The organism is Pseudomonas moorei (assembly GCF_042846945.1).
Taxonomy (GTDB): domain Bacteria; phylum Pseudomonadota; class Gammaproteobacteria; order Pseudomonadales; family Pseudomonadaceae; genus Aquipseudomonas; species Aquipseudomonas moorei.
The window spans coordinates 704,116-717,033 of record NZ_AP035776.1 but is presented as its reverse complement, the minus strand read 5'-3'; the positions used below and the strand labels follow the sequence as shown (position 1 = coordinate 717,033).

11 protein-coding genes are annotated in these 12,918 nt (G+C 60.3%); 10 read left to right on the top strand and 1 reads right to left on the bottom strand.

What is annotated here, in order from left to right; translation table 11 throughout:
* The first annotated feature begins 10 nt into the window (after positions 1 to 10).
* The 3 genes from ACGJAX_RS03505 to ACGJAX_RS03495 are packed head-to-tail and all read left to right on the top strand — an operon-like array spanning position 11 to position 2,464.
* Positions 11 to 1,030, top strand: coding sequence for a phosphotransferase (locus tag ACGJAX_RS03505; RefSeq protein ID WP_390957412.1), 1,020 nt, complete (start codon positions 11 to 13; stop codon positions 1,028 to 1,030).
* Complete coding sequence (gene murU, locus ACGJAX_RS03500) at positions 1,027 to 1,698, top strand: N-acetylmuramate alpha-1-phosphate uridylyltransferase MurU (RefSeq protein ID WP_390957411.1); 672 nt, start codon at positions 1,027 to 1,029, stop codon at positions 1,696 to 1,698. The genes ACGJAX_RS03505 and murU overlap by 4 nt, the downstream gene beginning before the upstream one ends.
* A gap of 1 nt (position 1,699) precedes the next feature.
* On the top strand, positions 1,700 to 2,464 hold the full coding sequence (locus ACGJAX_RS03495) for a TerB family tellurite resistance protein (RefSeq protein WP_390957410.1): 765 nt from the start codon (positions 1,700 to 1,702) through the stop codon (positions 2,462 to 2,464).
* A gap of 98 nt (positions 2,465 to 2,562) precedes the next feature.
* Here ACGJAX_RS03495 and ACGJAX_RS03490 read toward each other — a convergent pair whose 3' ends face one another.
* Positions 2,563 to 3,555, bottom strand: a complete 993-nt coding sequence (locus ACGJAX_RS03490) for a DUF3530 family protein (RefSeq protein ID WP_390957409.1) — start codon at positions 3,553 to 3,555, stop codon at positions 2,563 to 2,565.
* Between the two features lie 73 nt (positions 3,556 to 3,628).
* Between ACGJAX_RS03490 and ACGJAX_RS03485 the strand changes: the two genes are divergently transcribed.
* The 7 genes from ACGJAX_RS03485 to ACGJAX_RS03455 all read left to right on the top strand — a co-directional run bounded on the left by ACGJAX_RS03485 (position 3,629) and on the right by ACGJAX_RS03455 (position 12,857).
* On the top strand, positions 3,629 to 6,028 hold the full coding sequence (locus tag ACGJAX_RS03485) for a PAS domain S-box protein (RefSeq protein WP_390957408.1): 2,400 nt from the start codon (positions 3,629 to 3,631) through the stop codon (positions 6,026 to 6,028).
* Entirely contained in the window at positions 6,029 to 6,658 is a 630-nt protein-coding gene (locus ACGJAX_RS03480) for a response regulator transcription factor (RefSeq protein ID WP_090325697.1), read from the top strand.
* 319 nt (positions 6,659 to 6,977) lie between these two features.
* Positions 6,978 to 8,102 (top strand): ABC transporter ATP-binding protein, encoded by a 1,125-nt coding sequence (locus ACGJAX_RS03475; RefSeq protein ID WP_090325695.1) that lies wholly within the window; start codon positions 6,978 to 6,980, stop codon positions 8,100 to 8,102.
* A 48-nt stretch (positions 8,103 to 8,150) separates the two neighbouring features.
* Complete coding sequence (locus ACGJAX_RS03470) at positions 8,151 to 9,194, top strand: ABC transporter substrate-binding protein (RefSeq protein WP_047534118.1); 1,044 nt, start codon at positions 8,151 to 8,153, stop codon at positions 9,192 to 9,194.
* Between the two features lie 196 nt (positions 9,195 to 9,390).
* Complete coding sequence (locus ACGJAX_RS03465) at positions 9,391 to 10,638, top strand: ABC transporter permease subunit (RefSeq protein ID WP_390957407.1); 1,248 nt, start codon at positions 9,391 to 9,393, stop codon at positions 10,636 to 10,638.
* 12 nt (positions 10,639 to 10,650) lie between these two features.
* Positions 10,651 to 11,475, top strand: coding sequence for an ABC transporter permease (locus ACGJAX_RS03460; protein ID WP_090325691.1), 825 nt, complete (start codon positions 10,651 to 10,653; stop codon positions 11,473 to 11,475).
* Positions 11,476 to 11,702: 227 nt separating this feature from the next.
* Positions 11,703 to 12,857: an iron-containing alcohol dehydrogenase gene (locus tag ACGJAX_RS03455; RefSeq protein ID WP_390957406.1), complete on the top strand. Its 1,155-nt coding sequence runs from the start codon at positions 11,703 to 11,705 to the stop codon at positions 12,855 to 12,857.
* Positions 12,858 to 12,918 lie beyond the last annotated feature (61 nt).

The window sequence follows — 12,918 nt, the reverse complement described above, 5'->3', positions numbered from 1 at the left end:
GACCCTTGCAATGCCTGACCAAGATGTACGTTTGCAACACCTGAAAGTTTGGCTCGATGAGCAATTGGCGATCCTGTTTGCGGAGCAAGGCTGGGGTGCCGTCCCCCCGGCCACGTTGACCGCCGCCAGTAGTGACGCGAGTTTCCGGCGGTATTTTCGCTGGGAAGGCGCGGGTAAAAGTTTCATTGTGATGGATGCGCCACCGCCCCAGGAAAACTGCAAACCCTTCGTGGATATTGCATTTTTGCTGGCGAAATCCGGAATTAACGTGCCGAAAATTTATGCCGAGGACCTCGAGCGCGGTTTTCTTTTGCTCAATGATCTGGGTAACAAGACCTATCTGGACGTAATCGACAGCGAAAATGCCGACGATTTGTTCGCCGATGCCTTGCAAGCGCTGCTGGCTTTTCAGCAGTTGCCGATGATTGCGCCGCTGCCCGGTTATGACGTGGCGCTGCTGCGACGCGAACTTGAACTGTTCCCGGAGTGGTACGTGAAACGCGAGCTGGGCATCGAATTCGACGCCGCGCAGCAAGTGCTTTGGCAGCAGGTCAGCGATCTGTTGATCGACAGCGCCCTGGCTCAGCCGAAAGTCCTCGTACATCGCGACTACATGCCACGCAATCTGATGCTCAGCGAGCCCAATCCCGGCGTGCTGGATTTCCAGGATGCTGTTTATGGCCCGGTGACTTACGACGTGACTTGCCTGTTCAAGGACGCCTTTCTCAGTTGGCCAGCGGAACGCGTGCGTGGCTGGCTGGAAAGTTACTGGCAGCAGGCCGCGGCGTTGAACATTCCGGTTCAGCCCGACTTCGAAGATTTCCTGCGCGCCAGTGACTTGATGGGCGTGCAGCGTCACCTGAAAGTGATCGGCATCTTCGCCCGTATCTGTCACCGCGACGGCAAGCCACGTTACCTGGCCGATGTGCCGCGTTTCTTTGCTTATATAGATGAGGTGATCGCGCGTCGTCCGGAGTTGGCTGAACTGGACATGTTGCTGGCCAGTCTGCGCGCTGGAGTGACGGCATGAAGGCAATGATTCTGGCAGCGGGCAAAGGCGAGCGTATGCGCCCGCTGACGCTGACCACGCCTAAACCGCTGATTCGCGCAGGCGGTGTGCCCTTGATCGAGTATCACCTGCGCGCGCTCGCCTCGGCAGGGTTTACCGAGATCGTGATCAACCATGCCTGGCTGGGTCAGCAGATCGAAGACTATCTGGGCGATGGCTCGCGGTACGGCGTGCACATTCAATACTCGCCGGAAGGGGAGCCGCTGGAAACGGGAGGCGGGATTTTCCGCGCATTGCCGTTGTTGGGTGATGAGGCGTTCGTGGTGGTCAACGGCGATATCTGGACCGATTACGACTTCAGCGTGTTGCATCAGCCGATTGCCGGTCTGGCTCACCTGGTGCTGGCGAACAACCCGGACCATCATCCGGCCGGGGACTTCCAGTTGATCGACGGGCAGGTCCGCGACGCTCAACCGGACGTTGCCACCTTGACCTACAGTGGTATTGCAGTGCTGCACCCGCAGTTGTTCGAAGGGTGCTCTGCCGGGGCGTTCAAGCTTGCGCCGTTACTGCGCACGGCAATGGCGAACGGGCAAGTCTCCGGCGAACGGCTGAACGGGCAGTGGGTCGATGTCGGAACTCATGAACGATTGGCGCAAGCAGAAACCTTGATTGAAGCGAGACGCTGACATGCTATGGCCAGGGACTCTGATTGGAGCCGGAGCGGGGTTTGCCATTGCCAGCATTCCGGGGGCCTTGCTGGGTGCGTTGTTGGGGCAGGCGCTGGACCGGCGCCTGCACTTGCAGAGCTGGGGGCACTTGCTGGAAAAGCTCGGTGGCCGCCCGACGCTGCGCAACGATGAACTGTTGTTTGTATTGTTGGGGCGATTGGCCAAGAGCGACGGGCAGGTAATGGATGGCCATATCCAGCAGGCGCGGCAGGAAATGCGTGCGCTGGAGATGAATGAATCGGCTCAGCGTCGGGCGATAGCGGCATTCAATCGCGGCAAGTCGGGCAACGATCGGTTGCGTGGTTATCTGCGCCGCTTGAGTGCTCAACCCCATGCGGCAGAAGGGGTGTTGCGCGCCTGTTGGCGGATGATCTGGGCGGACGGTCGGGCCGGCACCCATGAGCGGGAGTTGATTGCCCAATGGGGGCGGTGGCTGGGCTGGCGGTCGTATCAGGTGCAGGCGTTGGCGGCGGACTATGAGCCGCAGAAGCGGTTGGTGGCTAATAAAGCAGCCACCTATCAAGACGCCATGCGGTTGTTGGGCGTGTCAGCCACCACCGAGCCGGCGCAGATCAAGCGTGCCTATCGCCGCCTGCTCAGTCGTCATCACCCGGACAAGGTGGCCGGCAACGGCGCGACGGAGCAGCAGGTTCGCGAAGCGACCGAGAAGACCCGTGAATTGCATGGCGCTTATATGCTGATTCGTCAGCGGAGGGATTTTTGATAGCGGCAACGGGTTGTAGGGCCGGCGACGCCGCCATCGCTGGCCAGCCAGCGCCTGCAGGATTTGCGTTTTGCTGCAGGCGTTGGCGGCTCGGTCACTCAGTGCGCCACAGGCTGTGGATTCAACCAACCCCGAACCCGGCGCACTAACTGCTCCTGCTCTGCCTTGGCGTTACCCGGCAACGCCTTGAGTGAAACCTGGCTGAACGCCGAAGCCTTCAAGCGTTTGCTGGCCTGCAAGCGGGCAAGCGCCGCGTTGCGATCCAGTGGTTTGTCCATGTAGTAAATATCGGCGGTAGGCAGTTTCAGGGTTGGCGTGAGTTCATCCAGCGCGGGTTTCGCTTGAACCGGCGTCTGCGCGGCAACCATCACGAATCGCTCGACCTGCGATGTCTGTTTTTCACTCAGATACCGTGCGGCCCAGTAGGCCCCCGTACCATGTCCCAATACCACAATGCTGCGCGCGCTTTGCTGTTCGGCGAACGCGATAGCGGCATCGATACGGGCAAAGATCCGCTCGGCGTCGGCCTTGGCCTGTTCTTCGGTGGTTTCGGCGATGGCCTTGTCGGCCACATCCGCTTCGCCGCCAGCGGCCTGTTCGATGGGCGCTGCGGTGGTCGAATCCTTGCTGCCGGTGTCTGCCGCCTTGGGGACGGGCGGCACTTCGACGATACGCGGTGCAATGGCATCGCTTTGCAGGTCCGGCAAGGTGATACTCAGGCTGCTCCACGCCGCGTTCGGCAAGTTGCGCCGCAAAGGGCCGATCGCTTGAGGCCAGTCAACGGTTTCGCCCGCGCCCGGGATGATAATTACCGCGCCTTTGGGTTCGGCGGTGTTGGCCGGTTTCCACAAGGCCAGGAAAGAATCGCTGCCCGCTTGCAGTTGCTGCTGTTCCTGAGCCGGGATTTTCCGCTCGAGTGCGGTCGCTTCTTCCTGACTACGCTCAGGCAAGGGCTGGCGCTCGACCGGTTTTTCTTCGGCGGGCTTTTGCGTGGCGGCTGGTGCCGGGTCGGCAGCTTCGACGGAAAAAGCGCAAGGCAGGATCAGCGACAGGCACAATGCTGGCAGTGCCAGGCGGTAGACAGGGGGCATCGGATATTCCAGGCCAGAAGTAATTCCGGCAGCCTAATGGGTTGGTCAGTATTTGTCAGTGTGTGAGAGTTCGATGATGCGTTTTCGCTGCCTGTGGGTTATCGGCTGTTTGTGGTTTCCCTTGATGGGCTGGGCGGCAGTCATGCCTCCGGCGCACGTTGCAACCTTGTCACCCAAGCAGCAACAGTGGCTGGCCCAGCAAGGAGAGCTGCGGGTCGGGCTGGTGTTGCAAGCGCCTTACGCACTCTACGATCGCCGTTTGCAGCGACTGTCCGGGGTTAACGTCGAGCTGATGAAATGGCTGGCCAAGTCACTCAAGGTCGAGCTGAGCTGGCGTAACTTTCCCGACCTCGAGCAACTTGAAGCGGCTGCGCGCGAGGGCGAAATCGATATCGCGCCAGGACTGACCCAAACGCCCGGTGGGCTGCGCCTCTGGCAGTTTTCCGACCCGTACATGCGGGTGCCGCAATTGGTGGTCAGCGATCAGAAAGGCACCGGGTCGGTCGAGCTGGAAAAACTCGACAGCCAGACCCGCGTCGCCATTCGCATGCCCAGCGCCACTGCCGATTACCTGCGCAGCAACTATCCGCATTTGAACCTGCAGGGCGTTCCGGTGGAGCGACAGGCGCTGCAATTGTTGTTGAGTCAGCAAGCGGCCTATGCCGTCGTCGATGAGGCGCAATTGGGGCGACTGTCCGTCGAACCGGAATTCGCCGGGCTGGTCGTCGTGGGCGACATAGGCTTGCCGCAACTGCTGCGGATCGCGACGCGGCGCGACCGGCCGGAGCTGGCTGGCATCGTCGAGAGCGCATTGCGGGCGATCCCGGCCAAGGATCTGGAGAACCTGCACAACCAATGGCTGCAACCCAAATACCCTCGGCTCACCGAGTCTCCGGGGTTCTGGCAAAACCTTTGCCTGCTGTTACTGGTGTTGACGCTGAGCAGCATGGCCATCGTGTTCTGGCAGCGACGCCAGCAGCACAGCCTGGAGCAGCGACTGGCAGCCGCGCAGGACGACATTGCCTTGCGTGCCGCCAGCGAAGAAGCCTTGCGCCTGACGCAGTTTTCCATCGACCAGAGCACCGTGGGCATTCTCTGGGTCAATTGGGACAGTCACGTGCGTTATGCCAACCGCGCGGCCGAAACCATGTTGGGCTATGCATCGGGGGGAATCATTGACCGGCCCTTGATTGACTTCGAACCCGGCTTGCACATGGATCGCTGGTTGAACCTGTGGAAACTCGCCAGGGCCAGTGATGACGCCCCGCAAAGTTTCGAAACCAATTGCTTGCGGGCCGATGGCAGCATCCTGCCCGCTGATGTTTCGTTGAGCTTCCTGCGGTTTCGCGACGGCGAATACCTGGTGGTTTACCTCACTGACGTCACCGAGCGTCGTCGCGCCCTGGCCGCGTTGCAGGAAAGTGAAGCGCGACTGCAAGGGATCGCGGCGAATGTGCCCGGATTGGTCTTTCGTCTGGAGCGGGCACCGGTGACAGGCCAGATCGACTTTGCCTACATCAGCGAAGGCAGCGAGAAGCTGGTGGGTTATTCCCCGGCCACCCTGGCCCACCGTGACAAAGGTCTGCGCAGTGTGGTGCATCCGGATGACAAGGCCAGCTATCACCAGACCCAGGACCACGCGTTGGATACCGACAGCGACTGGTCATGGCAAGGCCGAATCCTGACCCGTCAAGGCGAGCAACGCTGGGCGGAGATCAAGGCGATTACCCGGCGGCTCAAGGATGGTGCCTATGTCTGGGACGGTATTGTCTGGGACATCAGCGAGAGCAAGCGCATCGAACTGGAGTTGGCCAGTTCCCGGGAGCAGTTGCGGGAGCTGTCCGCGCACCTGGAAAGCGTGCGTGAAGAGGAAAAGGCGCGCATTGCCCGGGAAGTTCACGACGAGCTGGGTCAGATGCTGACCGTGCTCAAACTGGAGACATCCATGTGTGAGCTGGCCTACGCCCAACTCGACCCCGGTCTGAACGAGCGCTTGAACAGCATGAAGCGCCTGATCGCTCAGTTGTTCCAGTTGGTACGTGATGTGGCGACAGCATTACGGCCACCGATTCTCGATGCCGGGATTGCCTCGGCCATTGAATGGCAGGCCCGTCGCTTTGAGGCGCGCACTCAGATTCCGTGTCTGGTGCAGGTGCCGGACAATTTGCCGGTGCTCAGTGATGCCAAGGCGATTGGCCTGTTTCGTATCCTTCAGGAAGCACTGACCAATGTCATGCGCCATGCCCAGGCGCATACTGTCGAACTGACACTGGCCCTTGATGGCAACGAGCTCTGTCTGACCGTCAGCGATGATGGCGTAGGATTCGTCGCAGTTGCTGGCAGGCAGACTTCCTTTGGCGTGGTGGGCATGCGCGAACGGGTGCTGATCATGGGCGGCCAGTTGTCGCTTGAGAGTGAGCCGGGCGAGGGCACGACCCTGATCGTGCGAGTGCCGCTGGATGAGGAGAAGTGAGTGATCCGTGTACTGGTAGCCGAAGACCACACCATCGTCCGCGAAGGCATCAAGCAATTGATCGGCCTGGCCAAGGACTTGCTCGTGGTAGGGGAGGCGAGCAATGGCGAACAATTGCTCGAGACTTTGCGACATGTACCCTGCGAAGTGGTCCTGCTGGATATCTCCATGCCGGGCGTAAACGGCCTGGAAGCGATTCCACGCATACGTGCGCTGAACAATCCACCGGTGATCCTGGTGTTGTCGATGCACGATGAAGCGCAAATGGCGGCCCGGGCGTTGAAGGTCGGCGCTGCTGGCTACGCCACCAAGGACAGCGATCCGGCCCTGTTGCTGACGGCTATCCGCCGGGTGGCGGCCGGTGGACGCTATATCGATCCGGAACTGGCCGACCGGATGGTCTTTGAAGTCGGCCTGACCGATTCGCGCCCCCTGCACTCGCTGCTGTCGGAACGCGAGTTTTCAGTGTTCGAACGCCTGGCCCAGGGGGCGAACGTCAACGACATCGCCCAGCAATTGGCGTTGAGCAGCAAAACCATCAGCACCCACAAGGCGCGGCTGATGCAGAAACTCAACATCACCTCCCTGGCGGAGCTGGTGAAGTACGCGATGGAACACAAGCTCCTCTAATAGCGCCTAAATTCTTTGTGGGAGCCAGCTTGCTGGCGATGGCGTACTTGAGATCCTTTCGCCAGCAAGCTGGTTCCTACAGGAATAACGCGACGCCATATCCATTTACGACATCGCGCCAAAAAGCTTTTGCCGTCGCCCGTGGCTTGTAGCTGACAGCTTGCCGCTGCGTATGCCAAAACGCGCCATCCTTGTAGGGCAATCCCTACCCCCAACCTTCCATCCGTCTGAGGCGATTCTCTCCTGCACCCCGATTTGCGTGGTCTCCAGCGTCCACTAGGCTTAGTCCACAGCAGTCATCAACAACAAAGGTGTGGGTATGAGCCAGGTCGATTCAAGCGCAGGGGCCAATGATGTTCTGGTCAGCTTTCGTGGAGTGCAAAAGAGCTACGACGGCGAGAACCTGATCGTCAAAGACCTCAACCTGGATATTCGCAAAGGCGAATTCCTCACCTTGCTCGGGCCGTCCGGTTCCGGCAAGACCACCAGCCTGATGATGCTTGCCGGTTTCGAAACCCCGACCGCCGGTGAAATTCTCCTGGCCGGTCGTGCCATCAATAACGTGCCGCCGCACAAGCGCGACATTGGCATGGTGTTCCAGAACTACGCGTTGTTCCCGCACATGACGGTCGCCGAGAACCTGGCGTTCCCGCTGACCGTTCGCGGCATGAACAAGAGCGATGTCAGCGACAAGGTCAAGCGTGTGCTGAGCATGGTGCAACTCGACGCCTTCGCTCAGCGTTACCCGGGACAACTGTCCGGCGGTCAGCAGCAGCGTGTGGCGTTAGCCCGCGCACTGGTGTTCGAGCCGCAACTGGTGCTGATGGACGAACCCCTTGGCGCGCTCGACAAACAACTGCGTGAACACATGCAGATGGAAATCAAACACCTGCACCAGCGTCTGGGCGTGACCGTGGTCTACGTGACCCACGACCAGGGCGAAGCCCTGACCATGTCCGACCGCGTGGCGGTATTCCATCAAGGTGAAATCCAGCAGATCGCGCCGCCGCGCACGCTCTACGAAGAGCCGAAAAATACCTTCGTCGCCAACTTCATCGGCGAGAACAACCGACTCAATGGCCGTTTGCACAGTCAGACCGGCGACCGCTGCGTGGTGGAACTGGGGCGTGGTGAAAAAGTTGAAGCGCTGGCGGTGAATGTCGGCCGGACCGGCGAGCCGGTGACCTTGTCCATTCGCCCGGAGCGCGTGAGCCTCAATGGCTCCAGCGAGTCCTGCACCAACCGCTTCTCCGGAAGGGTGGCGGAATTCATCTATCTGGGCGACCACGTCCGGGTTCGCCTGGAAGTCTGTGGCAAGACCGACTTCTTCGTGAAACAACCGATTGCCGAGCTCGATCCCGCGCTGGCGGTGGGTGATGTGGTACCGCTTGGCTGGCAGGTCGAGCACGTTCGCGCGCTCGATCCCCTTCTAGAGGCGAATTGATCGCCCTGGCTTCAACAACACCAACCCTGCACGTGGAGAGAACAATAAATGTTGAGATCCCTGAAATTCACCGCTCTGGCACTGGGCATGATGGGGGCAGCAAGCGCGATGGCCGCTGGCCCGGACCTGACCGTGGTGTCCTTTGGCGGCGCGAACAAGGCAGCGCAGGTCAAAGCCTTCTATGCACCGTGGGAAGCGGCAGGCAACGGCAAGATCGTGGCAGGCGAATACAACGGTGAAATGGCCAAGGTCAAGGCCATGGTCGACACCAAGAGCGTGTCCTGGGATCTGGTGGAAGTAGAGTCGCCAGAACTGTCCCGTGGTTGTGACGAAGACATGTTCGAGCCGCTCGATCCGAAGCTGTTCGGCAAGACCGAAGACTACGTCAAAGGCGCGATCCAGCCATGCGGCGTGGGTTTCTTCGTGTGGTCGACCGTGCTGGCCTACAACGCCGACAAGCTGAAAACCGCACCGACCAGCTGGAAAGACTTCTGGGACACCAAGCAATTCCCGGGCAAGCGTGGCCTGCGTAAAGGCGCCAAGTACACCCTGGAATTCGCTCTGATGGCCGACGGCGTTGCGCCGAAAGACGTCTACAAAGTGCTGGCCAGCAAAGACGGTCAGGACCGCGCGTTCAAGAAACTCGACGAACTCAAGCCAAGCATTCAATGGTGGGAGGCCGGTGCTCAACCGCCGCAATACCTCGCATCCGGTGATGTGGTCATGAGCTCGGCCTACAACGGCCGTATCGCTGCCGTGCAGAAAGAAAGCAACCTGAAAGTCGTGTGGAACGGCGGCATCTACGACTTTGACGCTTGGGCCATTCCAAAAGGCCTGGACAAGGCGCGGGCAGAAGCGGCGAAGAAATTCATCGCCTTCTCGGTGCAGCCACAGCAGCAGAAGACCTACTCGGAAAACATCGCCTACGGCCCGGCCAACACCCAAGCCGTACCGCTGCTGGCCAAGGATGTCCTGAAAGACATGCCGACCACCCCGGAAAACATCGCCAACCAGGTGCAGATCGACGTCAGCTTCTGGGCTGACAACGGCGAGCAACTGGAACAGCGCTTCAATTCCTGGGCTGCGAAATAAACAGAGGGCTCGCCCTCCTGTGAGGGCGAGCTTTTGTGGCGAGGGAGCTTGCTCCCGCTTGAGTGCGCAGCACTCACAAAATTGGAAGTTGTCAGCAGAATTTTGGGGCCGCATCGAAGCCCAGCGCGAGCAAGCTCGCTCGCCACAAAAGTTCGCTCCCACTTTAATGATCGTTTAAAGATTTCCGGAGTACGCCATGGCTATCGCCGTTCCCCTGAACGCGGGCACTGATCCCACCTTGAAGCAACGGCTCAAGCACGCCGAGCGGGTCAACCGCTGGAAGGCCCAGGCCTTGATCGCGCCCCTGGTGCTGTTTCTGTTGCTGGTGTTCCTGGTGCCGATCGTGGCGCTGCTCTACAAAAGTGTCGGTAACCCGGAAGTGGTTGGCGGCATGCCGCGCACCGTAACGGCTATCGCCAGTTGGGACGGCCGAGGGCTGCCCGCCGAACCGGTTTACAAGGCGGCCAGCGAGGACCTCGCTGAAGCCCGCAAGAATCAGACCTTGGGCGATCTGTCCAAGCGCTTGAACATGGAGTTGGCCGGCTATCGCAGCCTGTTGACCAAAACGGCCCGCGCCTTGCCGTTTGCCACCGAGCCAACCTCTTATAAAGAAGCACTGGAAGGGCTCGACGAGCGCTGGGGTGATCCCGCCTATTGGCAGGCCGTACGTCGCAACACCAGCAGCATTACGCCTTTCTATTTGCTGGCTGCCGTCGATCATCGCATCGATGACCTCGGCGAGCTGGCACCAGCCACCCCGGATCAGGCGATCTACCTCGACATCTTTGCCCGCACCTTCTGGATGGGCCTGATCATCACCGTCATTTGCCTGGTGCTGGCCTATCCGTTGGCCTACCTGCTGGCGAACTTGCCGTCGCGTCAAAGCAACCTGCTGATGATTCTGGTGCTGCTGCCGTTCTGGACCTCAATCCTGGTGCGGGTCGCGGCGTGGATCGTGTTGCTTCAATCGGGTGGCCTGATCAACAGCGGCCTGATGGCCCTGGGCATCATCGATAAACCGCTGGAACTGGTGTTCAACCGCACCGGGGTTTACATCTCGATGGTGCACATCCTGCTTCCATTCATGATTCTGCCTATCTATAGCGTGATGAAAGGCATCTCGCCGACCTACATGCGTGCGGCGATTTCCCTCGGTTGCCATCCGTTCGCCAGCTTCTGGCGGGTGTACTTCCCGCAGACCTATGCCGGTGTCGGCGCCGGTTCCCTGTTGGTGTTCATCCTCGCCATCGGTTACTACATCACCCCGGCATTGCTGGGCAGCCCGAACGATCAGATGGTCAGCTACTTCGTCGCCTTCTACACCAACACCAGCATCAACTGGGGCATGGCGACCGCGCTGGGCGGGCTGCTTCTGCTGGCAACGGTCGTGCTTTATCTGATTTACAGCTGGCTGGTAGGCGCCAGTCGCCTGCGCCTGAGCTAAGGGGAGAACGAAATGCTGAGTCCTTATATGTCGCCCATTGAGCGGGTGTGGTTCTACAGTTTGCGGATTCTCTGCGGCCTGATTCTGTTGTTTCTGATTCTGCCGGTGCTGGTGATCATTCCGCTGTCGTTCAACTCCGGCAGCTTCCTGGTGTACCCGCTGCAAGGTTTTTCGCTGCACTGGTATCAGGACTTCTTCGCGTCGGCCGAATGGATGCGCTCACTGAAGAACAGCATCATCGTCGCCCCGGCCGCCACCGTGCTGGCCATGGTCTTCGGTACGCTGGCGGCCATTGGTCTGACCCGTGGCAACTTCCCTGGCAAGGCACTGGTTATGGCGCTGGTGATTTCGCCGATGGTGGTGCCGGTGGTGATCATCGGTGTGGCTAGTTACTTGTTCTTCGCCCCGCTGGGTTTTGGCAACAGCTTCTTCTCGTTGATCGTGGTGCACGCGGTATTGGGTGTGCCGTTCGTGATCATCACGGTGTCGGCGACTTTGCAGGGCTTCAACCAAAACCTGGTGCGCGCCGCTGCCAGCCTCGGTGCTTCGCCGCTGACGACGTTCCGGCGGGTGACCCTGCCGTTGATCGCGCCGGGCGTGATCTCCGGTGCGTTGTTCGCCTTCGCCACCTCGTTCGATGAAGTGGTGGTGACGCTGTTCCTCGCCGGTCCAGAGCAAGCGACTCTGCCAAGGCAGATGTTCAGCGGGATTCGTGAAAACCTCAGCCCGACCATCGCCGCTGCGGCGACGTTGCTGATCGCTTTCTCGGTGATCCTGTTGCTGACCCTGGAGTGGTTGCGTGGGCGTAGCGAGAAATTGCGGACCGCACAGGTCTGACGCTCGACCAACTCCAGGAGCGAGTCTGCTCGCGATGAACGTCAACGATAACGCGGGGAACCTGACATCCCGCGGCGCTCTCAGGTTCATCGCGAGCAAGCTCGCTCCTACAGGTGTTCTTTAGTGGTTCTCGGGGGCGTCGGTCATTCACGACCTGAATACCAGACAACCCCAAATCCCCAGCTACTCTTGTGCCCAGCTCCCCTACCTATAAAGAGGCTGCGCACATGAGTCTTTCCTCTTTCAAAATCGCTCATAAATTGATCACTGGCGCCGGGGCTATCGAGCAACTGGCGGCGGAGTTGACGCGCCTGGACATCGACAACCCGCTGATCGTCACTGACGCCGCTCTCGTCAAATCCGGGACGGTGGAGCTGGCGCTGGCGCAGTTGGGGGATCGCACTTACGAAATCTTCGACCGGGTTTTGCCCGACCCGGAAATCGCCATCGTTGAAGACTGCATGCGGGTCTACCGCGACGGCGGGCATGACGGCTTGATCGGCCTGGGTGGCGGCAGCGCCATCGACATCGCCAAGAGTGTGGCCGCGTATGCCGGTTACCACGGCGCCTTGGAGGACCTGTTCGGCATCGACCAGGTGCCACGCAAGGGGCCGCCGCTGATCGCCATCCCGACCACGGCCGGTACCGGTTCGGAAGTCACCAACGTGGCGATCCTCTCCGACAAGGTCGCGCAGTTGAAGAAGGGCATCGTCAGTGACTACCTGCTGCCGGACGTCGCCCTGGTCAGCCCGCAGATGACCTTGACCTGTCCCCGCGGTGTCACGGCGGCCAGTGGCGTCGATGCGCTGGTGCACGCCATCGAATCCTATTTATCGCTGAATGCGTCGCCGATTACCGATTCCCTGGCCATTGGGGCCATCAAACTGATTGCCAGGGCGCTGCCCAAGGCCTACGCCAATCCGTCAAATCTTCAGGCCCGCGAGGACATGGCTACCGCCAGCCTGATGGCCGGCATGGCCTTTGGTAATGCCGGTGTCGGTGCGGTACATGCGCTGGCGTATCCGCTGGGTGGGCGATACAACATCGCCCATGGCGTCAGCAACGCGTTGCTGCTGCCCCATGTCATGCACTGGAACAAGTTGGCCTGCGTCGAGCGCATGCAGGATATTGCCGAGGCCATGGGCGTGAAGACCGCTCATCTGAGCGTCACGGAAGCGGCCGATAAAGCCGTGGAAGCGATGACCGAGCTGTGCGCGGCGGTGGAAATCCCGTCTGGCCTGCGCGTCTTCGGGGTTCCCGAAGACGCGATTCCGTCCATGGCCGTGGAAGCGGCGGGAATCGAGCGCCTGATGCGCAATAACCCGCGCAAACTGAGCGCTGTCGATATCGAGAAGATCTACCGCGCGGCTTACCAGGCATAGCCCAATCATCGCGGTCACGGTGCGCGCGTCAAAGCATGAGGTATACAATGCGCGCCATCGT

Coding starts and splice junctions, on each gene's coding strand:
- ACGJAX_RS03505 (WP_390957412.1), top strand. CDS start 11: ATGCCTGACCAAGATGTACGTTTGCAACACCTGAAAGTTTGGCTCGAT.
- murU (WP_390957411.1), top strand. CDS start 1,027: ATGAAGGCAATGATTCTGGCAGCGGGCAAAGGCGAGCGTATGCGCCCG.
- ACGJAX_RS03485 (WP_390957408.1), top strand. CDS start 3,629: ATGATGCGTTTTCGCTGCCTGTGGGTTATCGGCTGTTTGTGGTTTCCC.
- ACGJAX_RS03465 (WP_390957407.1), top strand. CDS start 9,391: ATGGCTATCGCCGTTCCCCTGAACGCGGGCACTGATCCCACCTTGAAG.
- ACGJAX_RS03495 (WP_390957410.1), top strand. CDS start 1,700: ATGCTATGGCCAGGGACTCTGATTGGAGCCGGAGCGGGGTTTGCCATT.
- ACGJAX_RS03475 (WP_090325695.1), top strand. CDS start 6,978: ATGAGCCAGGTCGATTCAAGCGCAGGGGCCAATGATGTTCTGGTCAGC.
- ACGJAX_RS03460 (WP_090325691.1), top strand. CDS start 10,651: ATGCTGAGTCCTTATATGTCGCCCATTGAGCGGGTGTGGTTCTACAGT.
- ACGJAX_RS03470 (WP_047534118.1), top strand. CDS start 8,151: ATGTTGAGATCCCTGAAATTCACCGCTCTGGCACTGGGCATGATGGGG.
- ACGJAX_RS03490 (WP_390957409.1), bottom strand. CDS start 3,555: ATGCCCCCTGTCTACCGCCTGGCACTGCCAGCATTGTGCCTGTCGCTG.
- ACGJAX_RS03455 (WP_390957406.1), top strand. CDS start 11,703: ATGAGTCTTTCCTCTTTCAAAATCGCTCATAAATTGATCACTGGCGCC.